The organism is Bradyrhizobium sp. USDA 4501 (assembly GCF_054062115.1).
Genome location: NZ_JBSSEX010000001.1, coordinates 9,397,394 through 9,423,145 on the forward strand (window position 1 = coordinate 9,397,394; position 25,752 = coordinate 9,423,145).

18 protein-coding genes and 1 pseudogene are annotated in these 25,752 nt (G+C 62.5%); 9 read left to right on the forward strand and 10 right to left on the reverse strand.

What is annotated here, in order from left to right:
* Position 1: 1 nt before the first annotated feature.
* Together ACVWZM_RS44060 and ACVWZM_RS44065 are read right to left on the reverse strand one after the other, a co-directional pair.
* The gene (locus ACVWZM_RS44060; RefSeq protein ID WP_456856446.1) at positions 2–997 is read right to left on the reverse strand and encodes an ABC transporter substrate-binding protein; all 996 of its coding nucleotides are present in this window, start codon (positions 995–997) and stop codon (positions 2–4) included.
* Between the two features lie 28 nt (positions 998–1,025).
* On the reverse strand, positions 1,026–1,811 hold the full coding sequence (locus ACVWZM_RS44065; protein ID WP_456856447.1) for an ABC transporter permease: 786 nt from the start codon (positions 1,809–1,811) through the stop codon (positions 1,026–1,028).
* Between the two features lie 958 nt (positions 1,812–2,769).
* Here ACVWZM_RS44065 and ACVWZM_RS44070 point away from each other — a divergent pair.
* Complete coding sequence (locus tag ACVWZM_RS44070) at positions 2,770–3,363, forward strand: hypothetical protein (protein ID WP_456856448.1); 594 nt, start codon at positions 2,770–2,772, stop codon at positions 3,361–3,363.
* Between the two features lie 49 nt (positions 3,364–3,412).
* Here the strand turns inward: ACVWZM_RS44070 and ACVWZM_RS44075 are convergent, their stop codons facing one another.
* The 4 genes and pseudogenes from ACVWZM_RS44075 to ACVWZM_RS44090 form a co-directional block, all read right to left on the reverse strand.
* Positions 3,413–5,047 carry a hypothetical protein gene (locus tag ACVWZM_RS44075; RefSeq protein ID WP_456856449.1) on the reverse strand — a complete coding sequence of 545 codons (1,635 nt, stop codon included), beginning with the start codon at positions 5,045–5,047 and terminating at the stop codon, positions 3,413–3,415.
* Between the two features lie 28 nt (positions 5,048–5,075).
* Positions 5,076–6,210 (reverse strand): annotated as a pseudogene (locus tag ACVWZM_RS44080) (DUF2235 domain-containing protein).
* A gap of 19 nt (positions 6,211–6,229) precedes the next feature.
* A complete protein-coding gene (locus ACVWZM_RS44085; protein WP_456856451.1) occupies positions 6,230–7,045 on the reverse strand; it encodes a hypothetical protein in 816 nt (271 codons plus the stop codon).
* A gap of 136 nt (positions 7,046–7,181) precedes the next feature.
* Positions 7,182–8,396: a patatin-like phospholipase family protein gene (locus ACVWZM_RS44090; RefSeq protein WP_456856452.1), complete on the reverse strand. Its 1,215-nt coding sequence runs from the start codon at positions 8,394–8,396 to the stop codon at positions 7,182–7,184.
* 669 nt (positions 8,397–9,065) lie between these two features.
* Here ACVWZM_RS44090 and ACVWZM_RS44095 point away from each other — a divergent pair.
* Entirely contained in the window at positions 9,066–9,401 is a 336-nt protein-coding gene (locus tag ACVWZM_RS44095; RefSeq protein ID WP_456856454.1) for a helix-turn-helix domain-containing protein, read from the forward strand.
* A 23-nt stretch (positions 9,402–9,424) separates the two neighbouring features.
* Here ACVWZM_RS44095 and ACVWZM_RS44100 read toward each other — a convergent pair whose 3' ends face one another.
* The 4 genes from ACVWZM_RS44100 to ACVWZM_RS44115 all read right to left on the reverse strand — a co-directional run bounded on the left by ACVWZM_RS44100 (position 9,425) and on the right by ACVWZM_RS44115 (position 15,206).
* Complete coding sequence (locus ACVWZM_RS44100) at positions 9,425–11,293, reverse strand: hypothetical protein (protein ID WP_456856455.1); 1,869 nt, start codon at positions 11,291–11,293, stop codon at positions 9,425–9,427.
* Positions 11,294–11,540: 247 nt separating this feature from the next.
* On the reverse strand, positions 11,541–12,989 hold the full coding sequence (locus ACVWZM_RS44105; RefSeq protein ID WP_456856456.1) for a VPA1262 family N-terminal domain-containing protein: 1,449 nt from the start codon (positions 12,987–12,989) through the stop codon (positions 11,541–11,543).
* A 294-nt stretch (positions 12,990–13,283) separates the two neighbouring features.
* Positions 13,284–14,360 (reverse strand): nucleotidyl transferase AbiEii/AbiGii toxin family protein, encoded by a 1,077-nt coding sequence (locus tag ACVWZM_RS44110; protein WP_456856458.1) that lies wholly within the window; start codon positions 14,358–14,360, stop codon positions 13,284–13,286.
* Positions 14,361–14,456: 96 nt separating this feature from the next.
* Complete coding sequence (locus tag ACVWZM_RS44115; protein WP_456856460.1) at positions 14,457–15,206, reverse strand: DUF6088 family protein; 750 nt, start codon at positions 15,204–15,206, stop codon at positions 14,457–14,459.
* A gap of 380 nt (positions 15,207–15,586) precedes the next feature.
* Here ACVWZM_RS44115 and ACVWZM_RS44120 point away from each other — a divergent pair, with 380 nt between their 5' ends.
* From ACVWZM_RS44120 to ACVWZM_RS44150, 7 genes are all read left to right on the forward strand, one after another.
* Positions 15,587–16,780, forward strand: coding sequence for a DUF932 domain-containing protein (locus ACVWZM_RS44120; RefSeq protein WP_456856461.1), 1,194 nt, complete (start codon positions 15,587–15,589; stop codon positions 16,778–16,780).
* A 173-nt stretch (positions 16,781–16,953) separates the two neighbouring features.
* Positions 16,954–19,068, forward strand: coding sequence for a ParB/RepB/Spo0J family partition protein (locus ACVWZM_RS44125; RefSeq protein WP_456856463.1), 2,115 nt, complete (start codon positions 16,954–16,956; stop codon positions 19,066–19,068).
* 100 nt (positions 19,069–19,168) lie between these two features.
* Entirely contained in the window at positions 19,169–19,585 is a 417-nt protein-coding gene (locus ACVWZM_RS44130; protein ID WP_456856465.1) for a hypothetical protein, read from the forward strand.
* Positions 19,582–19,845, forward strand: coding sequence for a DUF6117 family protein (locus ACVWZM_RS44135; RefSeq protein ID WP_456856467.1), 264 nt, complete (start codon positions 19,582–19,584; stop codon positions 19,843–19,845). The genes ACVWZM_RS44130 and ACVWZM_RS44135 overlap by 4 nt, the downstream gene beginning before the upstream one ends.
* On the forward strand, positions 19,842–20,132 hold the full coding sequence (locus tag ACVWZM_RS44140; protein ID WP_456856469.1) for a hypothetical protein: 291 nt from the start codon (positions 19,842–19,844) through the stop codon (positions 20,130–20,132). Before ACVWZM_RS44135 ends, ACVWZM_RS44140 begins: the two co-directional genes overlap by 4 nt.
* A gap of 169 nt (positions 20,133–20,301) precedes the next feature.
* Positions 20,302–24,627 carry a strawberry notch-like NTP hydrolase domain-containing protein gene (locus tag ACVWZM_RS44145; RefSeq protein ID WP_456856471.1) on the forward strand — a complete coding sequence of 1,442 codons (4,326 nt, stop codon included), beginning with the start codon at positions 20,302–20,304 and terminating at the stop codon, positions 24,625–24,627.
* Positions 24,627–25,667 carry a DUF7146 domain-containing protein gene (locus ACVWZM_RS44150; protein WP_456856472.1) on the forward strand — a complete coding sequence of 347 codons (1,041 nt, stop codon included), beginning with the start codon at positions 24,627–24,629 and terminating at the stop codon, positions 25,665–25,667. The genes ACVWZM_RS44145 and ACVWZM_RS44150 overlap by 1 nt, the downstream gene beginning before the upstream one ends.
* Positions 25,668–25,752: the final 85 nt, after the last annotated feature.

Here is a 25,752-nt window from a genome sequence, read left to right on the forward strand (position 1 = left end):
CTTAGTTTCCGAGATCGGACTTGGCGAGGATCTTGTCCTTGACGTTGATCGGACCCGTTACCACGCCTTCCTTGATGAAGACGTCGACCAGCGCCTGGTACGACTTCATGTCGGTCTCGTTCAGGTCCTTGAAGCCGCGCAGATAGGGCTGGGCCAGGAATTCGAGTTGATCCTCCTTGGTGGGCGTGTACTTGGTGAGGATCGGCTTGTACTTCGCGAAATTAGCGTTCACGAGATCGGTCGCCTCGTCGATGACTGCGACGACCTTGCGCGCCACCTCGGGCCGCTCTTTCAGGAACTTCGTGGTGATCAGCGACGCCCCGGAATAAAAGGGATCGGCGATCACGCGCGCGACCGGATTGGTCATGGCGCGGTAGGCCTTGCCCGAGGCGACCGCGATCGATCCGACCGGCTCGAGCGACAGCGTCGCATCGACCGTCCCACCGACGATGGCAGGCACCTGCATGGCGACTGCGAGGTCGACCAGCTTGACGTCGGTATCAGGATCGAGGCCCGCCGAACGAACCATGTAACGGGAGATGGTGCGCCACTGAATACCCGGGACGTGGCCAAGCGACTTGCCCTTCAGGTCGGCAAAGCTCTTGATTGGGCTGTCCAGCTTGACGATCAGGCCGTCATTGATGCGATCAACCGCGATCCCTCCACCTTGCAGGCCGAATACCTTCAGCTTGCCGGGAAACTTAGCCTCCGCGAGCATGGCGATGCCGGCCGCCGCGCCCGGAGGGCCAAAATCGGCTCGTTCCGCGATCAACGCGTCGATGATCTGGTTTGGCGCTTCCATCTTGGTGGAAACGATGTCGATGCAGGCCTTTTCGAACAGCTTCTCTTCGAGAGCGACATAATAGGCCGTGGTTTGCATGATCGGCAGCCAGACTGCCGTCACCTTCTCGGTCTTCTCGCAGGCCGCATGTGCGCCGGTCGCGCCAAACAGGACCGTGGAAGCTGCGAATGCCGCGAGAAATCTCTTCATCTGCATGGTGGCCTCTTCGTTTGGATTGTGCTGGCTATCTGCCGGACCAGTGAATGAGCGAACGTTCGATCATCAGAAGCATGAGGTTGAGCCCGTATCCCATCGCACCTGCGATTAGGATGGAGCCGTACATGTCGGTGAGCGAGTAGGAGATCTGCGCGTCGATGATGCGGTGGCCGATGCCGTCAGTCGCGCCGATGAACATCTCGGCGACGATGATCACCACCAGCGCAAGCGACACGGCGGTTCGCAGGCCGATGAAAGTCTGGGGCAAGGTTTCGTAGAAGATGACGTCCTTGAAGATGCGGAGCGACGAGGCGCCCATCGAGCGCGCTGCCAGGATGCGGGTCTGGCGAGCATTCATCACGCCGTAGGCGACGTTGAAGACGATGACCAGCCAGGCGGCGAAAGCGGCAACTGCGATCTTGGCGAAATCGCCGAGGCCGAAGAGCAGCAGGAACAGCGGAAACATCGCGGTTGCCGGCGTGGAGCGAAAGAAGTCGACCAGGAATTCGACCGAGCGATAGATCGCGGCTTTGGCGCCAAGCACGATCCCGATGGGAACACCGGCCGCAACGGCGATCAGGGTCGAATAGCCAACGCGCGCGATGGTGTGGACGAAATCGCCGGTCATCTTTCCGGCCGCGATGCTTGCCGCGGTGTCGCGCAGCGTGCCGACCGGCGACGGCAGCAGGTCCTTGTTGACCAGCTGCCCCTTGAAGGCGATCCACCAGAACGCGAACAGCAGCAGCGGCCCGATCGCGAGTTCGATCGCGCGCTTCGTCTTTGGACTCGAGATCGCCCTGGTGATCCGTTGCATCAACATCCTCGTGGCCTCCGCGTTTTGCTGTGCGCTTTCCGCCGTGAGCACGAGAAGTGTTGGCTTCAGGGACGAGAAAGAAAATGGCGAGATGTGCAATCAATCGTGCAGGAATGCATATTGAAATCAATCGTTTGGGTGATCGATTTGCAGGCTTGCAGTGCACAGCGCTTGAGCAAATCGCGCATTTTCGCCCACGCGAACGGCAGCGAAGCATGAAGGCGATCGCGTTTGGCGGGCGGATCTTCCGGTGATCGAAGGGACGCCTGGGCCTGCTCTTGGCCCTTCTAAGACATGCGGGACCGGCCGAACGTCCGCTTTGCGCCAAGGGCTGCCTTCGCCCAACAAGCTCCGACCTTTCTGCACGCTGCAATGCGCCACAGTACTCACCTAGCGAAAGCAGGATGAAAGTCTGGCCCCGATCAGGTTAAGTGGAAGTAACAACTTTGAAGAGTGCCCGGCGATGAAAGGAAGCGGAGAACTGCCTCACCCAAACCTACGCCAAACCACGCGGTAGGAGCCGTTCCCACTACTCCCACTCTATTATCAACGAACGTGCTAAGCCGTTGAGAAATGAAGCGAAAAAATATTTATGAAAGACCAAATACCGTCACGAGGACCGTCAAAAAAAGCGGATTTTGAAATCATTGAGTTTTTTGGCTTCGACGCAAACTCAAACATTTCGCCATCTATCGCCGAGCACGCTTCTTGAGATGGTCAGCGCCTCCCGAGAGAGAAAGTGTCAGCAACATCTCCATCATAGATCGACGCACCTCAAAAGGCGATGCATTGCGAACGATTCATGCGCTAGCTCCCCTCGGTGTTGTCAGGCTCAGTTCGCGCCCCTTCCCATTCGGCTATGTCGCAATAGACAATCGCCGGGCAGGAATGCTCACCGCGAAAAATTATCGCACAAAATGGTGACCTAGATGAAAACTCCAACCGACGGTGTTTCGACATGAAAGAGCCATTTAAGCAGAACGACGTTTTCAAACACATCGATGGAGACCAGTTGAACGCGTGCGTTGGCAACAACGGTGGTCCATACGACCTTTACGACTACGCCAAAGGATATTTCGACTCGACCAAGACCCTCCTGACGCACGTGCAAGACGATGGGAATTACATCGACCTCATCGTGTATCCGATTTGTTTCAACTTCCGCCACGCCATCGAGCTATACATCAAATACGTCATTACCGATCTCTCGAAGGCTAAGGGGACAGGCCATCGTTTCAAATCAAGTCACACCCTTGGGAAGAACTGGATTGCGGCGAAAAGCCTCCTCGGGCGTATCGAAACCACGGAGGAAGACGTCGCCTATTTTGAGAAAGTCGTTGCCTGCATCGACGAGGTTGATCAAAGCAACGGCCAGACTTTTAGATATCCCGAGAACATCAAAGGCGATCAGCACCTCAAGGAATGGTCGACCATCAATCTGCCGACTATTAAGGCGCACAACGAGAAGGTCGCCGCCATCGCTCACACTTGGCATGGCCGGATCGAATCCGCGCTGGAAAGCAGTCACATTGCTGCTGCGGACAATGATTAGCGACGCAGCTTCTTCGGCTTGACAACGCCATTCGCAATGGTTTCCCCCTTCACCTGCGCAGGCGAGCCGCAAAACGGTGTAGCGCGACCCGATCGCTGTCCATCATCAGAAAACCGCGGGACGGATAGTCGTCAGTGCCACCCTGCAGAACGCGCCGATCGTCGATCTGCGACACCAGGTACGCGAACGGCGGGTTGAAACGGCGAAGCGGCCAGCCCGTCGCTTGATGTAGTTCTTCCGGCCCGACGGTCGCCGTCCCGGATTTTCCCAGCGCGAGATCGACCAGAGCAACTACATCCGCTTCGGGATAGCTTTTTCCCGTATGTGGGTCGAAGGTGATGAAGAGGTCCGCGGTCGTGAACATGCGCGGTAGCCGACTCGAGATGAATGAAGACGTCCTGAAATAGCCGTCGCTTTCGAGCTCGGCGATGGCGAAGGCCAATTCGTCGATGCTGGATTCGGGGAAGGCCTCAATCAGGTCCTGCTCGGGAACGAAGCAGTCGAAACCTTTCTCGGACTGTTCGGATACCCACAATCCAATGCGGACCGCCAAGGGCCCAAGCTCACCGATCTTCAAGCTGACCTTTGCTTTTGACCGCGGCGCAACCAGCCGACCGATCGCCCTATCCCTCGCCATCGGCGGCGCCTCTCCTCCAGCAAGCCATGCGTCGATATTGTCGATCACCAATTGGCAGATCGCGGCAAATTGCAGGATGTCATCGCCGACCAGCGGCACTGTTTCGCCGAGCCGAGCCTCCCCGGCATGTTCGGCGAACTTTGCATCGGCCACACCCAGATTGTGTCCGATTACGTGGCGCTTCTGAATGTTCAACGTCAAGACGGCAAGGGCTTCGGGCGTTAAGCTTCCGAATGGATCGAAATCAAATTCTCCGAAGTGCTTTCGTCCCCGATCGATACTTTGGAAGGCGTTGCCGACCGACTTTGTATCGGCGGCAGCGGGTTCGCGCGTCGTCGCCTTGTGCAGGTAGACTGTCTTCAGGGTCGCTTCGAACGCAGTGAGGACGTCTTCGTGCGCGTTGCCCATCATGCGATAGGCAAGTTCCTGCCGTTCCGGACCGAGCTTCCCTGCAAGTTCGACTTGTTCCCGAACGAGTTCGGCCTCTCGGGCAAAGTGCAAGTGAATATTCGGCGCTCCGCAATCCGGACAGAACAACGAGATCGCGTAAACCCCGTAGTCGCGGCCGCATTCGTCACACACCAGTTCGCGGAGAAGATCGCTTCGAGCAAACCGCGGCGCTGGTTTGGGTGACGGTCGCGGTCCCGCCTCTATCTTAACGAATTTGTTGCCGGAGTTTTTCCGGGCGAGGTCATCGAACATGCCGTGAATTGCCGCCGCGGCGTCGGCGTGAAAAGCGTGGGCGACAATTTCCTTGGCGGCGGCGACGTCATCCGGATGAGTGAAATTCTGGTCGTCGTCCAAGGTCCCGCTATACGGACAGACGGTCCCCGGGGTGCCCGGCGGGTGTGTCATGCGCGTCGTCAAGGCCTCTGGCAGGATGAACTCCGGCACGCGATCGCCCAGAAGAAAAAGACGCGGATGGGCGTTTTCGTTGGGCGAATAACGGTAAACGCGCCCGTCCGGCGTCTTCGGGAGTGGAATTTCAAGGGTCAGGTTATTGCCTGAGCCACCCGTCTTGTACTTTTCCAAATTGCGGAATCGCATGGTTGACCCTCGGCTCGATTGGACTCGCTTACGGTATGCTGACTTTGGGATCGGTGGCGCGAACCGCACTGCTGAGTTTGGCGGGATCTACGCCCTTCCCTTTCGCCCATTCGAGGAGGTTTGCCGGACGATAGGTCTCGTCTGCGCGCCAACGCTCAAACACCGATGCGTCGACGGTCTCGTTGATCCTGCCCGTCGTGGCCTGCGTTCCTTGGTCGGGCGGCAGGCCGACGGGACGGTAGAACGGTCGCGAAAAAAAGCGATAGAAGCCGTGCGCGAACTCGCCATAGGAGTCAGTAACGGGTGGCACGACCTGCGCCGTGTCGATGACGACCTGATCTCGGAAGGCGAGGCCGAGGCCGGCGGCTTTGTCCATAAGCCATTTCAACGGGCGCTGCGCCAACGGGTCGCTCGCGTATCCGCCGCCGACGTTGGCGTGAGCTCCGACGAACCAGCGCTGCTCCACATGATCAAGCGGACGATCCGGAGGGGCCGCCTGCCCGGTCCTTATCGTCCGGGTCCAGAAAGTCGGCTCGAAGTTCTTTCGGTGTTCGTCCAAGGCGAGTGCGTGAAAAGCGTTTTCGTTATCCAGCCGGAGATGCGTGTCGAGGAACTTGTACTTGTGGACCTTCGCCGCTGCGCTTCCTAGAGGAAGTCCCAGTGAGCCGACGGTGTCCCAGACGCCGATCATCTTGACCTTGGTCGGCCGCGAATACCGGGTCAGCCACTGTTCCTCGATGGAGGCGTCCTTCGGCAGCGGCTTGCCCAGTAGCGACCTAATCGTGGGCGCGTCGTAGATGCGGTACCGCGCGTAGAGCTGCTCGATCGACAACGGCGCGCCCAGTTTGAGGACGCCGCACTTGCAAATGAGTCCCGACAGGCTACGGGCCGTGTATGCTCCGCGGCTGAAGCCAAAGACGAAGATCTCATCCCCTTCATCGAAGTTCTGGATCAGCCAAGTGTAGGCCTCGATGATCTCGTCGTCGATGCCCCAGCCGGTGATGCCGCCGCGCGCCAGCCTCGCCGCGCTGCGTACCGACGCCCTGGCTATAGTAGACGCGCTGATCGGCGCTCTCTGCCGTCAGACTCTTCAAGCGCCAGACGTTGGTGTTGTTGTTCAGCGTATTCCAGGTGCCGTCGAGATATATCGCGAGCCGTTTCACGGGTGCCTCCGTGGCGCGCCTAGCGCGGGTAGCGCCGCCGCACGCCGTACCGCTGGCGTAGCGAGTCGGCGTTGGCGTCGAGAATGTGAGCCTTCTTCGAGACGAATGTGAGCCTGGACGAAACCTCCGTCGACTTGGCCTTCAGGTTGACGACTTCGTAGGCTCCCGTGTGGTCACCGATGGAATGGATGATCACGTCGCCAGTCTTGGTCGTCTTGAGATCGATGCCCTCTTCGTAGAGCAGATCGCGGATCTCCTGTCGGGGATGGTCGTACATGTTGTCGTAGTTGGACGAGCAGATCGCCACCGCCGGATCGACGTGCCTCAGGAATTTCTTGGTCGTGAAGCCGTTGTCCGCACCATGGTGCGCGAGGATCATGACGTCGGTTTCGCTGGTGAGGATGCGGCACCTGCGGAGCCTCGCGCCGATCAGCGAATCCTCAACGTCGCCGAGGCTCAGGACGTTGAAGCTTCCCTCGCGGAAGAGCTTCACGGTCGAGTTGTCGTTGGCGTTCTCCACGATATGGTACGGGTTGTAAAACATGTCGTTGAAGGCGAGCGCGGACGCGTGGTCCAGGCCTTGGATGTAGGTCGGAGTGATATGCCTGATGATGGGCACAAACCCGGTGTTGCGACGCCTCGCACGGTACTCGGCGATCGTCGCGAGGCAGTCCTCGCCGTGACCGTAGTCCTTGATCGGGTTGTAGCCGGGACACTCGATGCGGCGCGGGCGGATTAGGTTCAGCAACTCCGGCAATTCGTACTTGTTGCAGTGGTCGGAATCCCAACTGGTGATGTGGAGGCCGGCCGCCTCGTCGACGCCGCAGATTTCCATCTCGCTCTCGACCTGACGCGCCGGCTGTCGTCGGTGAGCCGGCCCTCGATCATCGTGAAGCGCCCATCCACGAAGTAGGAGAATGACGAACCGGAAGTGCCAAGATGATAGGCGCGAAACCGCGTGCGGATGCTTCTCATGCGAGATCTCCCCATGACGACGACCGCGGAAAACGGGCCGGCACGTACGTCGTCAGCGTAGCGTCGGCGATCTCGAATCCATGGCGTGCGAGCATGTCGAACTGGGCTTCCGACGGCGCCTTGAGATCCGTTGGATGCCGGAGCGCGAGCTCAGCCTGGTCGTCGGACTGGAAGGAGTCGTAGAAGGCCGCGGGCCTGGCCGTTCCGCTTTTGACATCGATCGCGCGCACCGAATTGCCCATGCGCAGGAGGACCCCGTCGACTGTCCCGTTCGCGATATCCGCGATCAGCATCCTGCTGCGCAGCGCTCGGATCTGGTCACCGGCGACGTCGAAGAGGCGTGGGCTCGACAGTCCGCCGCGCAGCAGGGCCGCGATGGGAGAGCCACCCGGCGGTCGCAGCGGGCCAGAGGCGTCGCTGCAGATCAGGAAGTCGCAGGAGCGCAGTCCGCGCCCGGGCTTGGTCACCGCCTCGAGCCCCATGTTGTCATAAGCGCCGCCGTCCCAGAGTCGTACCCGGGTCGTCGACGGCGTCTTCATGCGCAGCTGCCCGCGGGATGCCGGATCGGTCTCCCACCAGCCGGTAGCCGGCAACGCCAGTGACATCGCTCCGATCGCGTACGGCACGGCCGCCGAGGCGGCGGCAGCGATCGAAATTGGGACATCGGGCGCGTAGTGCCGCCCGAACGTCCAGTCGCCCATCTCACGCTTGGAGAAGCGCCAGTTCTTGCCGGTGTCGATGCAGGTCGCATTGATCAGCCACTCCGGCGCATCCGGAAGATCGGCGAGACGCCCCGCGACGCCCCAGACTCGCTCGAGCATGGTCGCCAGGACCGCTGCCCGGCTCCGGACGAGACCGAGATTGAACTCGGCAAGGCCGGCCCATCCGATCGACTTGAGGCTGAAAAGATCGGCGGCGGTGATCCGCCGTCGCAGCTGCGGATAAACCGAGTGGAGATATTCGTCCGACGTCGGCCACTTCATGCCGGTTTGGGAGATGATCGCCGCGGTGACGAGGCTGCCCCCAGATACGGTCGAAGCGACCGAGACGTTCTCCAGCAGTCGTTCGCTGGCGAGGCGCCGCAGAACGCCGAGATGGAAGACAGCGGCGCGGATGCCGCCGCCGGATAGCGCCAGACCAATGCGACAGGAGCCCGCAGATGGCGCGGGCTCCGGAGGCGCTTCGATAATATCAGCCGCTGCGCCGCTCACCGCGTGCCCCCGCAGCGAGGCCGCAACTGGCTGCGCGGCTTGCCTTGATGAAATCCTCTGTCTCAAAAACCATCTTTAAGCCACTGGATTATCGAAATAATTTTTGATGTCGCCACGGCAACCCGCGGTGCCAACACCCCTGTTTTTCTACATATGATGGCAAGACCGCCATGCAAGATGTGGTAGCAATATTTTTCGAACCGCTAGATATATGAAATGCCTAAAACTTTAGCGGTCCGGAACCGGACCCGATTCCGGCTCTCGCTCGAGTTCTTGCCTCCGGCGGCCAAGAATGAGGTGGAAGCTAAATAACTGCGCACCCCACCCACTAGGGGCGCGCACAACCCGATCAGAAAGCAGCTTTCATTGACAGATTAAATCCACCGCCCGACCTATCCTGGCTGAGATCCGGCAATACCCGTTCGGCTGCCCCGGCGACCACACCGGCTATCGGATCTTTCCTGACGAGATCGAGCGGGATCCGGAGGTGTTCTTCCACGGAACCGACCGACGCTTCCTCCAGGCCATCGTCGACGAAGGGTTCAAGCTTCGAAGCGGCCCCGACAATAAGATTAAACCTTACCCTCCCCTGATGGGCTGATTACTCGGGGCGGAAAATTGTAACCTTCGCGCTACATATTTGCTCGATCTGTAGCGCGAAGGTGGCAAATGCCGACACCCCATATCCCTCCCGCCGCCGCACGGCGGGCACTGCGCAAGCTCGGGTCGGACATCCACGATGCCCGTCGCCGCCGCCGGCTGCCGATGGCGGTTGTGGCCGAACGCGCCTTCACATCTCGCTCGACGTTGCAAAGGGTCGAAGCCGGGAACACCAACGTCAGCATCGGAATCTATGCCGGCGTCCTGCAGGCGCTCGGCCTGCTCGATGGCCTGAGCCAGATTGCCGACATCAGCAACGACAGCGTCGGGCAGGCGCTGGCCAGCGCTGATCTACCCAAACACATCCATCTCAAGCGGCCAACCGGGTCGTCCCGCGATGGCTGACTTCGAGGTGGAGACCATTCTCATCACGTCGCGGCCCCCTGTTCGGCCGGCTCCCTCCGGGTTCTTGCGGCGCCTGGCTGCTCGATGAGACGACGGCAATGCGTGTTTGCGAAAGTTGGTTCGGCGAGAACGGTACGGCGCTCTGGCCCGTCTCGGTCGACCGCGGCTGCCATCAACTGCGCGGCAGTGGCCCAGCGCTCTGTGACCGGCAGCCAGTTCCGGTAATTTTCCGACCATGCTGCGACGAGTTCGTCAACAAGATCGGGTTTGTTGTTGGTGATGCAGCGCGCGATTGCGAGATCCAGCAAGGTCAGCATGCACGCCATCTGGAGGTCGCGTGCACCGCGCGAGAGAGGCAGCTCTGAGACGTGCCGTAACAGCTCAAAGGCCAACGTCTTGCGCTCCTCCACGAGTGCCGGCGACGACCAAAGGGCTAGCGCCCGAGCAAAGGGCGGCATCTCCATGGTTTCAAACCACTGGCTGCGGCGTGCATCGCCGTTTGCAAAATAGTCCATCTGCAGCACGGCGCGTGCCGTCAGTTTAAGCAGGAGTTGCGAAGAACGGACGTCGGGATATCCGGCGCACAGCAGCTTGACGACATGATCGAATGCAAGCTCATTCAGCTTCTCCACTTCGGCCCGGCGTGCCTCGGGCATGAGGGAGACCACAAGCAGCGCAAAGATATATGCGAATGCCGCCCGCCCGAACGCCGATTGCCAGCGGTCCGGTTTTCGGACGGCAGCGTAAGGTTCGGCGGCAAGCGCCTCAAACGCGCTCGAGATACCCGCGACAAGATCGCTCGTTCGCTTTCCTATGCCGCGGCCGTCGTCCGCGTAAAATAGAATCAGGGACTGCGCCGCCCATGGCGCGATGATCTCGGAGCGCTTGTCGTCCGCGTTGAAGTAGACATCAAGAATCCGGGTCGGCTCTTTCTCGAGGCCGACAAATTCACGAAGCTGATCGATGTTTCTTTTCAGGAGCCAGGCTCGATTAGGTCCGGACGGCAATTTCGCTGCCAGGCGGTACCTGATCTCTGGCGTCGAGACGAAATTGTATTCAAGCGCCAGCATTTGGTCGTCAGAGAGTCCGTCAGACGGCCAATCGGCCGCCAGATCGACAAGCATAGCTTCGAGGTCTGATGCGAGCTTCGATAAACGCTCCGAAGCATTGTCTATTTGATTCCGGAGCATGTTCACTTCGGCATCGAAATTATGTTGTCCGCCCGCCGCCGCCTCGGGGTTTGAATCCAGATAGCGCAGCCGCGCGCGGGTTTCGTCAATCTGATGCTCGGCCCAGTACCGGCCGTGGATCGCATGCTTGATCCGGTAAGCCACCATCCATGTTGCGTCGCCCGGTTCGATGCCGTTCGCGACCAGACACTTGTGGCAGTCGCGAAGCCTTTCCAGCGACGGTTCTGGGAATACTGGACAGACGTGGTGGGCGGCAGCCAGACATTTCAGGGACGGAATGGCGCTCTTAAGGAGCAAGTTCGCGCGACCGAGCACGTCGGCATCGTATATGGACGAGAGCGCGGCGGTTGCGATGGTGGCCACGCGCAGGCGGTTTCGGTGGCCAGCGATCCAGCGATCGATCGCCCGTGGTTCGATTGCCGTGACAATCCTGGCAACGAAGCTCAAGCCATATCGCCCAGGGCTGATTCCGATGTCTGGATGGCCGATGCGCTGCACAGCCAGATCGAAAGTGGACCAGTTCAGGGGCGCTCCCGAAATCCATTGCGCAAGGTCAACCGCGTCGAGGGAGAGCTTTCCATTGACCTTGGCTTCACATTCTGCAGCTGCTGAGAGCACTTTGAAGAATGATATGCTTGGTCGACGCGAGCCGAGATGTCTGGCGAGCGGCGCCAGAAGTTCGGCGCTCGTGCGCGCGTTCATTTCACCGACACCGTGAAGAACTCTCCCGAGTTGCACGGGATCACGGGGCAGTCGATTGAGCGCCGATCTCGCGAGACGCGCAGCGAGCGGGCCATTCACGTTCCAACTAACGCTGCCGTCAGCGATCAAGAGGCCGCAAAGGCGCGCCTTGACGAGAAGGTCCCGATCTGACGTCGGCCCGCCGCGATGCGCTAGCAACCATCGCAAGGCTGGCCACACGGTCGGTATGTCACGCAACGGCGGCAAGCTAAACCGCATCGTTCGGCCATTTGAATGTGATCGCCAGAGACTTGCCGCGGGCGATATCCTGGCCATCACAAAGCCCCTCGATGTAGCGCCGCACCTCCAAGCCCGCATCGGCCGACAGCAGGCTCATACAAAACGGCCAATTGCCCGCGGCGCGATTCAAGCTGTTCGACAACAGATAGATTTTGCTCGCCCCTTCATGGGGATACAGAAGCAAATAGCGATCGTGGAAGGCCTGATCGGATCCATCCGCCATATTGATCACTGTTAGCCGGGGGTTCAAAAAGCTCTCGATTTGGCGCAGCGCGGCTTCGAGCTCGGCGGTCGCACTCCGGTCAGGACCGAAAGGAACGCCCGTATCCGGGTCACGGCGCGTCCAGCTCGTAACAATTGTGAGATGGACATCCTGACTCGCAAGGCGCAGAGCGAATGCACGAAGCGCGTCGGCGCCAAACCAGGGGTCAACGAGCACGGCGCGTCGTATCTGGCCACCGTTGAGAAGCTGATTGAAATGCGCGATGAGGCCAACCTCACCCTCGATGCTCCTCGGAAACCACTTGTCCTGTCCCGGCGAGGGAAGTTGGGCCGCGACGAGATCGTTCATATCTTCGGCGAACTTGCGCCAGGAGCCTTCTGCTGGCCCGCCGACCATTGACCGATGCGACGTGTGCACGTGAACGGTAGAAGCCTGCTTGCCGAGACCTTTTTGGGCCGCTCGCCCGCTCAGGTCATCCTGGATGGTCACCTGACGCGTTATCGGCGCCATGACCAGACCGATTCTGGTAATGTATGTGTTCTGTTCGGAGTGGAGCAGCGTTTGGCCAGTCTCGTCGAAGAGTTGAAAATCGAGCTGGTCAACCCACTCCGGTGAATCCACCGGGACCCGAAATTGACCAGGTTCGAGAAAGATCAATCGATTGATCACCACATCGCCATGCACGCGACCGGTCACGTGGGCCAAATGTCTCGTATCCGCGAAAGCCGGGGTACGGCAGATTTCGAGGGTTTCATGACCAGACCAGTCGACCTGGAACGATGCCCCCTTTTGGTTGGGGGGCGGCGACGCGGCTTCGACAAGAAAAGGTTGCGGTGTGTCCAGCCACGGATTGAGATGGAAGATCTCGAAGTTGCCGAGACGCGCCGCGTAGGACGACTTGAACGGAAGGTTAAGCTCGCGCTCAAGCAACGATAAAAGCCTTTCAAGTCCCCCCTCGGCCTTCTCGATCAAGCCCACAATATCGGGAAGGGAGTAGTACGTTGTGACGCGCGCGGCGGTGTGCCCGAGCGCTCGCTGAAGAATGGCGCGGGTCACCTTTACGGTTGCACGCGGCGCGCCATATCCGACCAAGAGATCGAGTGTAATCGAACCAGCCTTGAGCTGATCTTGAAAGGTATCAAAGGCGTCTTGGGTCAGGGTGCGTTGCCGGATTTCAAGCTGGCCAAGTCCCACGAGTTCGAGTGAGTCATCCTTTGTCCACCCGGGCTCGCGCGAGGTTGGCGCAGCGCATCCGTAAACAAAGTGCTCCGAAGCGCTCTGCCGTAGCCAACAGCACCAAACCCACCAGGAAGCCGGATTGGGCGTTCCACATTCAGGCGTTTCGTCTTGCGGGTTCATGGAGCGCCAATCAGGCCAACGTCAGCCGACTTGATCTTGAAGTTTTCTTTGCGCAGCGGGGTTACGATCGCCTCGCCCGCGCGGTGCGCGTCTGCCTTTTGCCCTCTGTCGACAGCTCCCTCCAACTGATCACGCCGCCCCACTTCCCGTATCGCCCTTCTCGTTCAGACGCGTCTCGAGCGAGCCGATGCTGTCGAGCACCGCCTCGAAATCCGGAGGGTCGCCGAAGATCATACCCTGCATGGCCCTATAGTCGACGCGCAACTGCTCGATCATCGCGTCATGCGGGGCGAGTGCGAACGAACCCGGCGCAGCGCTGGCGAGATCGAAGTCCGGGCGGTTGAAGAACATCCGGGCGTGCGCGACGCAATCCGCACCGAGCGCCGCGTCAGCGATAGCGGCGGCGCCGACTGCCGTCGCAGCGAGCCGGTGCAGGTCATAATAGTGGCGGGAAACGCGTTGACCGCCTCCTCGCAGCTCGCCCCGCTTGTCGAACCAGCGTCGCAGCCCGTGGAGGATGACAACCTTGTCCCAGAAGGTGCGTTCGGGATCGACCGTGCGAACGGCCGGCACGGTCAGGTCGAGCGCCGGCAGATCATCATCGACATATGGTTTGATAGGCACTTCGCTGTTCGGATCGAGGGCGGATTTTGCGCCCGACTCGATCTTGATCGCCGCCCGGACATAATCCGATCGCGGCGTCGCCGCGGGATACCAGATCAGTAGCGTCTGCCCGTCGGGATCTGCGTCGTCGACTTCCACGCGTGCCGCGCCGCCATCGTGGCCGGCAGCCTGGAGCCGGGCCTGTAGGATTAGGGTCAACTCAGTGCGTAGCGGGCCGTTGATGTAGGCTTGGCAGGCGTCCTTGATCGCATCGAGGCGCGCCCGGCGTTTCTTGCCGCTTAGTGCGTCGAGCTCCTCGATGGTCGCCGGCTCGCCAATGTCGTCCCGAAAAACCGTGACATCGATGTCTTCGGAGAAGCGGTTGATCAGACCGCCCCCCTTGGACAACGAGGTTCCGCCCTTGAAGAGGAGGCGGGGCCCTCCCTCTTTCAGGCCATGGAACAGCGCATCCAGCGTCCAGCAGACCCAGAAGTCTTTCTCGATATTCTGGGATGCCGTGCCGAGGCGTAGCGCAGTCGTGTCGAAGGCACTCAACATCGCGTCCGACCCGGCCGCGAGAACCTCATCGAACGCCGGATTCATGTCTTCGCCGCCCGGGTTGTACCGCGCTTGGCGGTTCGCAATTGCTGTGTGGGGACCGGTTTGCGTGTCGGACGGACGCCGGCAGGCTGATGCTGATCATCGTCCCCCTCCCTCCTTCGTTGTCGATACTGGCTGATGATCATGATGATCATCAGCAGCATCAGCAGCACGTTCATGGTGCGTGTGCAGACGACGATCTCCGGCATCGTGTTCGACGAGCGGCTTGAGAAACACCCACATCCATGTCGGAAGCGCCGTCATGCCGGCAGTGAGATCGGCTTTGAGGGGCGGCCCGGCCGCCGGATCTTCGAAAAGCTTGGCGAGCTTGCGCCGAACCTGATCGCTCTCCCCTTCACGGACCAAGAGATCGCGCAGCCAGTGAAGCGCTTGGACGACGCGCATCGCCGGTCGTCCGGCCCAGAATAGCTTGCTGGCCGCAGTCGGCCGGAAGGTGATCGTCACGTTACCGAGCTTGATCGCGCGGCGCCGAGCGTCGGTGTGCACTACGATTTTGGCCGGGACGGCGTCAGTCAGGCCCAGATCGTTCGCGGCGGTCATGCCATCGACAAGCATCCGGGTTTGGTCACGTCGCCCGACGGCGTCGATGACTGAGCGCGGATCAGGCGGGTTGGGTTTCTGGGTGAGCTTGTTGAAGCCAGGTTGATCGTAAAGCCCGCGATCGATCCGCCTGAGGGTTTCGGCCTTCGTCAGCCGCTGCAACGCCTTATCGACGGCGTCCCGCGAGGCGAGATCAACGAAATCGCTGGGCGTCCAAACCTTGCGCGGCGCGTCCGCATGGATGCGCTCAAGGATGGCTGTCTTCAGATCAGGCGCGTCGCTGTTCATGTCCGAAATTTGTAGTTCTTTTTCGGACAAAAGGCAAGGCAACCGTCCGAAAAACGTATACAAATTTCGGACAGGTCCAAATCTGCCGACCCATAGCGGCTTGGGGCTCCTCCAGCCCCGGTCGGACGACGGCTTCAAGGTTGTCCGTCTGTGAGATCCCCCAAGATGGCGCGTCCATAATGAGATCCTGATTTACGTCTTCGCGGCTCTGCGGCTTTTGAGGGGAAAGCCTTCCCCTGCGTCCGAGCCCTGCGGTCTCGACCGCCCCCTTCTGCGGGGAGCCCCCGCAACGCCCCCGAGAGTGAGAGGGGGATCGGAGATCCATGACGGGTTGAGTGTCGAGAGAGAGGCTTTCGGCGCCCGTCATGGAGTTTGATCCCATGAATATGCAGGTTCTCGATGCCCGCCGCGACATGAGCGGTGGATACAAGGTCGATGTCAGCCGCGGCGAGCGTATCGGGCGGGTGTCGTCCGAGTGGTTCTCCCGCCCCGCCGACGAACGTTACCTGTCCCTGTCCGAGCTGGCCCATTCGGTTCGCGCGCGGACGGAACGCAGCCGGACCCGCGTCGTTGAGACCGCGCTCATCCATGTCGAGGCGAGCCGCACCGATCCCGAACGCCTGTCCGTGATCCTGCCCGGATCGGACACGCCGGTCGCGCCGACACACTGGAGCTTCGGCCAGCTCGCGAGCCAGGTCGGCGCGCCTGCCGCCTATCTGCGTCAGCTTCCCGCCGCGCTGGCAGGCATCAACCTGCAATACGGCCTGACCTCGCACCGAGCCGAGCAGATCAAGACACTCGAAACGGACAACGGCCGGGTCGATCTGCGCGCCGTCACCGGCCCCGACTACGGGCGCATCTATGACCACGAGCTGGTCGAGGCAGTGCAGCGGATCGCCGGCAACGGCACGGGCGACACGCGCTGGAAAGTGCCCGGCGTGCTGGATTGGTCGACCAGCGTCTACAATCCGCGCGTCGACATCACGAAGGACACGACGACGCTCTATGCGTCCGACCGCGACGTGTTCCTCTTCCTCGTCGACGATCTCAATCCCATCGAGGCCGGCCGGCTCCCCGATGGCTCGCCCGACCTCTACTTCCGCGGCTTCTATTGCTGGAATTCCGAGGTCGGCGCGAAGACGCTCGGCATGGCGAGCTTCTATCTTCGCGCGGTCTGCCAGAATCGCAATTTGTGGGGCGTCGAGGATTTCGAGGAGATCACGATCCGCCACAGCAAATATGCCGCCTCGCGCTTCGCTCACGAGGCCGCCCCCGCGCTGCTGAATTTCGCGAACTCTTCGCCCATGCCCTTCGTCAACGGCATCAAGGCCGCACGCGAACGGATCGTCGCGAGATCGGACGAGGACCGCACGGAATTCCTGCGCAAGCGCGGTTTCTCGAAGGCCGAGACCGGCAAGATCATCGAGACTGTCCTAGCGGAGGAAGGCCGCCCGCCCGAGTCGGTTTTCGATTTCGTCGCGGGCATCACCGCCATCGCCCGCGACAAGACCCACCAGGACGCGCGGCTCGAACTGGAGGGCAAGGCCAAGAAGCTGCTGGACCGCGCCGCCTAATCCTCGTGAACCCGGAAGTACGGTTTTCCGTATCTCCGGCTTTGCGTCTCAGTGCCCTTCCGTTTCACCGCATCCATGGCGCTGCCCTCATAGAGTGAGAGGGCGGCGCTTCGCTTCGTGACGGGTTTGGTTTCGAGAGAGAGGCTCTCGGCGCCCGTCGCGGAGTCAAGTCGATGGCAAACGCCGTTCAGAAGATCACCCTGTCGTCCTCGCGCGACATCCCCTTCAACAGGCTGGTACTGAGCCAGTCCAACGTCCGGCGCGTGAAGGCCGGCGTCTCGATCGAAGAACTCGCCGAGTCGATCGCACGCCGGGGGCTCATCCAGAGCATCCACGTGCGTCCCGTTCTCGACGATGAGGGTCAGGAAACCGGCATGTTCGAGGTGCCTGCCGGCGGCCGCCGCTACCGCGCGCTGGAAATGCTCGCCAAACAGAAACGTCTCAACAAGACAACGCCGGTCCCGTGCGTCGTATCGGCCGCAAACGCCGGCATCCTCATCGACGAGGTTTCGCTCGCCGAGAACATCGAGCGCGCTCCACTTCATCCGCTCGATCAGTTCCGAGCCTTCCAGGCCATGCGCGACAAGGGCATGACCGAGGAGGCCATCGCAGCCGCCTTCTTCGTCGGCGTCAACGTCGTGAAGCAGCGCTTGCGCCTGGTATCGGTCTCGCCGACTCTGTTGGACGTCTATGCCGAAGACGGCATGACGCTCGAACAGCTCATGGCCTTCAGCGTGTCGCACGACCATGCTCGTCAGGAGCAGGTCTGGGAGAGCGTGCGCAATAGCTGGCAGAAGGAGCCATATCAGATCCGTCGCATGCTCACCGAGACCACGGTGCGCGCCTCCGACAAGCGGGTCGTGTTCGTCGGCGTCGAGGCTTACGCGGCGGCCGGCGGCATCGTGCTCCGCGACTTGTTCCAGTCCGACGATGGCGGCTGGCTGCAAGACCCCGCCTTACTGGACCGTCTTGTGGCCGAAAAGCTGAAGGCCACCGCCGACGCGATCGCGGGCGAAGGCTGGAAATGGGTCGAGGCCGCCTTGAGTTTTCCCTACGGCCACCAGCATGGGCTTCGCGAACTGGCTGGCACCACGGTCGATCTGACCGAGGAGGAACATGCCACCCGTGAAACGCTGCGCGACGAATACGACCGGCTCGAAGCCAAATATGCGGAGGCCGACGAGCTGCCCGATGCGATCGACCAGAGGCTCGGCGAGATCGAACAGGCGCTCGACGTCTTCGAGCAGCGCCCGACGATCTACGATCCGGTCGACATCGCGATCGCCGGCGTCTTCATCAGTATCGACGCCGACGGCTCGCTTTCCGTGGATCGCGGCTATGTCCGCCCGGAAGACGAGCGACCGGCTGAACCCGAAGGCGACGATGCAACGGAGACGGATGGCGATATCGACCCTTCCGCCACGCCCGCCGTTCAGCGCGCCGTCATCACCATCGGCGCCCAAGCCGCGGAGCCGGAGAACGACGAGGATGACTACATCAAGCCTCTGCCCGAGCGCCTCGTCATCGAGCTGACCGCGCATCGCACGCTGGCACTGCGCAATGCGGTCGCGGAGCATCCCGATGTCGCCATGACCATGCTGCTGCACAAGCTGGTCAGCGACACCTTCCGGCATACCGCGCCGACCGGCTGCCTTGAGGCAAACGTCCGCCATATCTTTTTCTCCGCTCAGTCGGAGGAGCTGAAAGACAGCGCGCCCGCACGCGAAGTTGCCGAGCGGCACGAACGCTGGGGCGAGCATGTTCCCGCCGACGAGCAGGCGCTGTGGGACTGGTTGACTCATCTCGACGACAACACGCGCCTTGATCTGCTTGCCCATTGCGTCAGCTTCGGCGTGAACGCGCTGTTCGAGCGGCCGAACCCTTACAGCGGATCGGGCGTCAGCCAGCATGCGCTGGATGTGCGTCTGGCACAGGCCGACCGCTTGGCGCGGGCCACCGGTCTCGACATGGCGGCGGCGGGCTGGCGTCCGACCGTGGGCAACTATCTCGGCCGTGTGACCAAGCCCCGCATCCTCGAGGCCGTCCGCGAGGGTGCAGGCGACAGAGCCGCCCAGCTCATCGATCACATGAAGAAGGGCGACATGGCCAAGGAGGCCGAACGCCTGCTGGCCGAAACCGGCTGGCTGCCTGAGCTACTGCGCCTGGTCGATCACGACGTGCAGCCCACGGACGGCGAAGGCGACGAGGCGCTCCCGGCCTTCCTCGATGAGGACGAGGAATTCTCCGACGAGGAGGATGAAGCTCAGCAGGCCATCGCGGCCGAATAGCGCATGGGCGCGGGTCGGCTCCGGTCGTCCCGCACCTCCCCTCTCGATCTTCGATCAGCCCGGCCAGTTGCGCCGGGCGTTTTCGTTTCAGGAGCCTGTCATGGCCGACTATCTCACCCATTTTTCGTGCCTGCTCGACGTTGGTACGCCCGAGAACGCCGCCCGCGCGCTCGACCTCTACAACCGCCTGTCCGAGAAAGGTGTATCGGAGGAACCGCCATCCGAAGGCTTCCTTCTCTCGATCCAGCCGGAGCACGGCGGCACGCAGCTCTGGATGCGCGATGACGTAACCGGCGATCCCGAGCGCCTCATTCAGTTCGTGAAGCACTGCGCCGCCGAGTTCGGCCTGACCGGCCGGTGGGGCTTCCAATATGCCAACACCTGCTCGAAGCCCCTGCTCGATGGCTTCGGCGGCGGTGCGCATGTCCTCGATCTTGCCACGGGCGAGACTGTGGACTGGATCTACACCGATGGCTGGCTTGCCGAGACGCTCTCCGATGAGGGAGGCCGGATATGAGCATCCCCTCCTTCGCCCGGACCAATTTCGAGACCCTGCTGCGGGCGGCGGGCGACGGCAACCTCGCCCTCATGGAGTGCCTCGACGCCGTAACGGGCAGCCCGCGTTACGTCATCTGCGCCGTGGGGCGGGACAGCGGCGATTACGTCTTCACGCCCTTCGGCCATCTCGCCGACGGCAATCCCTACGACGCCTATCTGCCGCCCGATCCCGGCGATCCCGAAGGCTTCGTGCGGCCCGAAACGGGAGATGCGCCATGACCGACATCGACGCCATCTTCGCGGCGGATCGCCAGCATCCGCCGCATGAGCGGTCTCTGCCCTGGCAGGAAACCAAGGGCGACATCACCGTCGTCATCGAGCCCAAGCCCCATTGGGCCAACGACATGAGGGCGTTCCGATCTGATGTTCAGGAATATTGCGCCTATGCCGATTGGACCGCGCACGGCGAACGCGCCAGGTTCTTCGGCCACATCGACACGAGCGGCGATGACCTGATCCGCAAAGCGCGCGCGCTTATCGCCAGCGAGATCGTGGACGGACATTGAAAATGATCCCTCTAAAGCGCCCCGCCTCACGGTCGGGGCGCTTTTCTCACGCTGGCCGCGGCTGGCGTCCTGAGAGGAAGAGGTCTGCCGGGACGGGTTTGAGCCGGCGCGGTCGAGAGAGAGCGCCACGCGGGCTCGACCCTGCCCTGCTCTCCTTGAGGTTCTCACCATGACCATGATTTCCCCACCCGCGGCGGTATCCGCCACCGCGCCGCTTCCGCTTGCTCCGAACACCGACGCGTCCGCGTCTATCTTCGCCGCGGCGGGCCTGCTGCTGCCCCATCTTGAGCGCGGTGAACATGTCGATGCCGCAGCTCTGCGCGCGGCGATGGAGGCCGCATTCTGCGCCTCCGATTCCGCCGGCGTTTGGGATTGGAAGGCCGCCTATGAGGCGTGCGAGGTCGCCACCGTCTTGTTCCTCCGTAAATACGGACGGGCGCTTTTCCGTAAAACCGCTTCTCCGACAGCACGCCTTTCCATCTTGTCGAAAGTCACTGGGCTCCTGCCGACGCACACCCGTCGCTCGGAGGAGAGCCAAGCACTCCAGCAATTCTCGACGCCAGTGCCGCTCGGCCTCGCCGTCGTGGCGGCTGCGGCCATCTCGCCGGACGACATCGTGCTGGAGCCCTCCGCCGGCACCGGCCTGCTCGCCATCCTGGCCTCGACGGCTGGCGGTTCGCTGATCCTCAACGAACTTGCCGAGACGCGCGCCGAACTCCTCGCCTCCCTCTTTCCGGCCCTTGCCGTCACCCGCTTCGACGCCGCGCAGATCGACGACCGTCTCAATCCTGCCGCCGTTCCCTCGGTCGTGCTGATGAACCCGCCATTCTCGGCCATGGCCAATGTCTCGGGCCGCGTTGCCGACGCCGGCTTCCGCCATATCGCCTCCGCCTTGAACAGGCTCGCGCCTGGCGGCCGGCTCGTGACGATCACCGGCGCCAATGTCGGGCCGGACCTGCCGGATTGGCATGATGCCTTCGTGCGCCTGCAGGCGCGTGGGACCGTCGTCTTTTCCGCCGGCATCGCCGGATCGGTCTACGCCAAGCACGGCACCACATTTCCGACCCGCCTGACCGTCATCGACAAGGCGCCCGCCGGCGATCCGTCTGTGCTGCCGACGTCGCCCGGCAGCGCGCCCGACATCACGACGTTGCTCGACTGGATCGCGCGGGACGTTCCGCCCCGTCTGCCTGTCACGCTGCCCGTATCTTCTCCGCTGCGCACAGCCACGGCGCCGAAGACGGTGCGCGGTTATCTCGCGCGCTCGGTCGCCGTGCGCCCTGCGCCGGCCATCGACCCCGACGGTATCGAGCTTCCCTATGACACGATCGACTGGACGCCGGCCGATGACGCCCACCTGACCGACGCGATCTATGAAGAATACGGATTGCAGTCGATCCTTATTCCCGGCTCGCAGGCGCACCCGACCAGGCTCGTGCAATCCGCCGCCATGGCGAGCGTCGCGCCGCCGAAGCCGAGCTATCGGCCCATGCTGCCCGCCGGTATTTTCGGCCTGCTGTCGGACGCCCAGCTCGAAACGGTGATCTATGCCGGAGAGGCGCATAGCTACTATCTCGCCGGATCCTGGACGGTCGATGAGACCTTCGATCTCGTGCAGGCCGCGCCCGCCGATGCCGTGGGCGCCGTTCGCTTCCGCCGCGGCTTCATGCTCGGCGACGGCACCGGCGCCGGGAAGGGCCGCCAGTCGGCCGGCATCATCCTCGACAATTGGCTCCAGGGACGCCGCAAGGCGGTCTGGATCTCCAAGTCCGACAAGCTGATCGAGGACGCGCAGCGCGATTGGTCCGCGCTCGGCATGGAGCGCCTGCTGGTCACGCCGCTGTCCCGCTTCCCGCAGGGCAAGCCCATCACGTTGTCGGAAGGCGTCCTATTTGCAACCTATGCCACGCTGCGCTCCGACGACCGCGGCGAGAAGGTTTCGCGCGTTCGGCAGATCGTCGAATGGTTGGGCTCCGACTTCGACGGAGTGATCATTTTCGACGAGAGCCACGCGATGCAGAATGCCGGTGGCGGCAAGGGAGAACGGGGCGACGTCGCCCCCTCGCAGCAAGGCCGCGCTGGCCTCCGGCTTCAGCACGCCCTTCCGAACGCCCGCGTCGTCTATGTCTCCGCCACCGGCGCGACCACCGTCCACAATCTCGCTTATGCCCAGCGGCTCGGCCTCTGGGGCGGCGAGGATTTTCCCTTCGCCACCCGCGCGGAGTTCGTCGAGGCCATTGAGGACGGTGGTGTCGCCGCGATGGAGGTGCTGGCCCGCGATCTGCGATCGCTTGGGCTCTATACCGCCCGCTCGCTCTCCTACGATGGCGTGGAGTACGAGCTGGTCGAGCACGCGCTGACCGATGAACAGCGCCGCATCTACGATGCCTATGCCGGCGCATTCGCTATCATCCACAATCACCTCGACGCGGCGATGGAGGCCGCCAACATTACCGGCTCGACCGGGACGTTGAACCGGCAGGCGAAGTCGGCCGCGCGCTCGGCATTCGAATCCGCGAAGCAGCGCTTCTTCGGGCACCTATTGACCTCGATGAAAACGCCGACCCTGATCCGCTCGATCGAGCACGATCTGGAGGCCGGACACGCCGCTGTCGTGCAGATCGTGTCGACCGGCGAAGCGCTGATGGAACGGCGCCTGGCAGAGATCCCGACCGACGAATGGGGTGACGTTCGCGTCGACATCACGCCGCGCGAATACGTGCTGGACTATCTCGCCCATTCCTTCCCGGTGCAGCTCTACGAGCCTTTCACCGATGGCGAGGGCAATCTATCGTCGCGTCCGGTCTATCGCGATGGCCAGCCCGTCGAGAGCCGTGAAGCCGTCGCGCGTCGAGACGAGCTGATCGAGCGTCTCGCATCGCTCCCGCCGGTGCCCGGCGCTCTCGATCAGATCGTACAGCGCTTCGGCATCGACATGGTGGCCGAGGTGACGGGCCGCTCGCGGCGGATCGTCCGCAAGGGCGACCGCCTGGCAGTCGAGAACCGCGCCCCGTCGGCTAACCTCGCCGAGACGGCCGCCTTCATGGACGACCTGAAGCGCGTTCTCGTCTTCAGCGATGCCGGCGGCACTGGCCGCAGCTACCACGCCGAGCTGTCGGCGAAGAACCAGCGGCTCCGCGTGCATTACCTGCTCGAACCGGGGTGGAAGGCCGACGCCGCCATCCAGGGGCTTGGCCGCACCAATCGGACGAACCAGGCGCAGCCGCCACTGTTCCGCCCGATCGCAACCGACGTGAAGGCGGAGAAGCGTTTCCTCAGCACGATCGCCCGGCGTCTCGACACGCTTGGCGCGATCACGCGCGGGCAACGCCAGACCGGCGGCCAGGGCCTGTTCCGGCCCGAGGACAATCTGGAATCCTGCTACGCCCGCGACGCGCTGCGCCAGCTTTACCTCCTGATCGTGCGCGGCAAGATCGACGGCTGCTCGCTCCATCGCTTCGAGTCCTCGACCGGCCTGAAGCTGATGGACGACAATGGCATCAAAGATGAGCTGCCGCCGATCACCACCTTCCTGAACAGGTTGCTCGCCCTCACCATCGAGCTGCAGGGCATTCTCTTCACGGCGTTCGAGCAACTGCTTGATGCCAAGGTGGCCGGCGCGATCGCTAGCGGCGTCTATGACGTCGGGCTGGAAACGCTGACGGCGGAGAGCTTCGTCGTCACCGATCGCGCCGTCATCTACACCCATCCGGCGTCGGGCGCGGAAACGCGGTTGCTCACCATCACCCAGCGCGAGCGCAATCGGCCGCTGTCGCTCGACGATGCCCTTGGCTGGCTCGGTGATCGCGGCGCGAAGCTGCTGGTGAACGAGCGCTCGGGTCGCGCCGCCGTGCAGGTTCCAGCTCCATCGCTCATGCTCGACGACGGCGAGATCGAGCGCCGCGTCCGGCTGATCCGGCCGATGGAGCACCACCATGCTTCGTTGAAGTCGATGGCGGAAAGCCATTGGCAGGAGGCCGACCGGAACACCTTCGCGGCGGCCTGGTCTCGCGAACTCGGCGATGTGCCCGCTTTCAGCGAAAGCACGATCCATATCGTCGCCGGTCTGCTGCTGCCGGTGTGGAAGCGCCTGCCGAACGAGTCTACCCGCGTCTATCGTCTTCAGACCGACGATGGCGAGCGCATCATCGGCCGTCGCGTCTCTCCCGCCTGGGCCGCTAGTGCCGCGTCAACCAGCACGGTCGATCTGTCCGGTGACGCTGCCTACACGGCACTCGTCGACGGGCGGACGATCCTCGACCTGGCCGAGGGACTTCAGCTTCGCCGCGTGCGCGTCATGGGCGCGAACCGTATCGAACTATCCGGGTTCACAGAGGCCATGCGCGACCGCCTTCGCGCCTATGGCCTGTTCACCGAGATCATCTCCTGGTCGCTGCGGTTCTTCGTGCCGATCGACACCACGGGACCGGCAGTGCTCGGCAAGCTGCTCGACACCTATCCGGTGGTCCGCATCGGCGAGCGGGAGGCTGCGTGATGGCTCGCCGCAATGCTTCCGATCTCGCATCCCGTCTCGGCCGGCAGGCCGAGGCGGTGTGCAAATGCTATCTCGGCGCCGGCCGCCGACAGGGCAACTATTGGCAAGTTGGCGATGTTCGCAACACACCCGGCCGATCCATGTTCGTCCGCCTGAAGGACGGCACCAAAGGCCCTGCCGGCAAATGGACCGACGCCGCGACGGGCGAACATGGTGATCTGCTCGACGTGATCCGTGAATCGCTGGGCCTCATCGACTTCGCCGACGTCGCCGAAGAGGCCCGTCAGTTCCTCAGCCTGCCGCATCCCGATCCCGAACTGCAGCCGAGACAGCACGCTCGCAGTCCGGCACCATCGGGGTCGGCCGAGGCAGCACGCCGGTTCGTTGCCATGTGTCAGCCGATCGGCGGCACGCTCGTAGAAGCGTATTTGCGCGGACGCGGGATTACGGCTTTGCACGGATGCGGAAACCTACGTTTCCATCCCCGTTGCTACTATCGGCCCGATGAGCACAGCCCGACCGAGACCTGGCCGGCAATGGTCGGCGTCGTCACCGATGTCTCCGACAGGATCACCGGCGCGCATCGGACCTGGCTCGCCCCGGACGGCTCCGGCAAAGCGCCGATCGACATTCAGCGGAAAGCGATGGGCGACCTTCTTGGGCACGCGGTCCGCTTCGGGCTCTCCGGCGAGATGTTGGCGGCAGGCGAAGGCATCGAAAGTGTGCTCTCCGCCCGTGAGGTCATGCCCGGCATGTCGGCGGTGGCAGCACTCTCCGCGGCTCACCTCGCCGCCATCCAGTTCCACGACGCGCTGCGTCGGCTCTACGTCGTGCGCGACAACGATCGCGCCGGGGACGGTGCGCGAAACACGCTGATCGAACGGGCGAATGCGGTCGGGATCGAGGCGATTGCCCTATCCCCCGTGCTCGGGGACTTCAACGAGGATCTCCGCATATTCGGCCGCGACGCGCTGATGGCGCACATCCGGGTGCAGCTCGCACCGCAGGACGTCGCCCGCTTCATGTTCCTCGCGGCGTAGATCACGGACTGAACGGTGGCGGCGCACGGCCGGCATCATGCTCGCATGGATGCACGATCCTTTGGAGAGGACCGCGCCTCGGCCT

Excerpts from the sequence above, each read along its gene's own strand:
- ACVWZM_RS44060 (WP_456856446.1), bottom strand. The coding sequence starts at position 997 with ATGCAGATGAAGAGATTTCTCGCGGCATTCGCAGCTTCCACGGTCCTG.
- ACVWZM_RS44065 (WP_456856447.1), bottom strand. The coding sequence starts at position 1,811 with ATGCAACGGATCACCAGGGCGATCTCGAGTCCAAAGACGAAGCGCGCG.
- ACVWZM_RS44070 (WP_456856448.1), top strand. The coding sequence starts at position 2,770 with ATGAAAGAGCCATTTAAGCAGAACGACGTTTTCAAACACATCGATGGA.
- ACVWZM_RS44075 (WP_456856449.1), bottom strand. The coding sequence starts at position 5,047 with ATGCGATTCCGCAATTTGGAAAAGTACAAGACGGGTGGCTCAGGCAAT.
- ACVWZM_RS44085 (WP_456856451.1), bottom strand. The coding sequence starts at position 7,045 with ATGGAAATCTGCGGCGTCGACGAGGCGGCCGGCCTCCACATCACCAGT.
- ACVWZM_RS44095 (WP_456856454.1), top strand. The coding sequence starts at position 9,066 with ATGCCGACACCCCATATCCCTCCCGCCGCCGCACGGCGGGCACTGCGC.
- ACVWZM_RS44100 (WP_456856455.1), bottom strand. The coding sequence starts at position 11,293 with ATGAACGCGCGCACGAGCGCCGAACTTCTGGCGCCGCTCGCCAGACAT.
- ACVWZM_RS44110 (WP_456856458.1), bottom strand. The coding sequence starts at position 14,360 with ATGAATCCGGCGTTCGATGAGGTTCTCGCGGCCGGGTCGGACGCGATG.
- ACVWZM_RS44115 (WP_456856460.1), bottom strand. The coding sequence starts at position 15,206 with ATGAACAGCGACGCGCCTGATCTGAAGACAGCCATCCTTGAGCGCATC.
- ACVWZM_RS44120 (WP_456856461.1), top strand. The coding sequence starts at position 15,587 with ATGAATATGCAGGTTCTCGATGCCCGCCGCGACATGAGCGGTGGATAC.
- ACVWZM_RS44125 (WP_456856463.1), top strand. The coding sequence starts at position 16,954 with ATGGCAAACGCCGTTCAGAAGATCACCCTGTCGTCCTCGCGCGACATC.
- ACVWZM_RS44130 (WP_456856465.1), top strand. The coding sequence starts at position 19,169 with ATGGCCGACTATCTCACCCATTTTTCGTGCCTGCTCGACGTTGGTACG.
- ACVWZM_RS44135 (WP_456856467.1), top strand. The coding sequence starts at position 19,582 with ATGAGCATCCCCTCCTTCGCCCGGACCAATTTCGAGACCCTGCTGCGG.
- ACVWZM_RS44140 (WP_456856469.1), top strand. The coding sequence starts at position 19,842 with ATGACCGACATCGACGCCATCTTCGCGGCGGATCGCCAGCATCCGCCG.
- ACVWZM_RS44145 (WP_456856471.1), top strand. The coding sequence starts at position 20,302 with ATGACCATGATTTCCCCACCCGCGGCGGTATCCGCCACCGCGCCGCTT.
- ACVWZM_RS44150 (WP_456856472.1), top strand. The coding sequence starts at position 24,627 with ATGGCTCGCCGCAATGCTTCCGATCTCGCATCCCGTCTCGGCCGGCAG.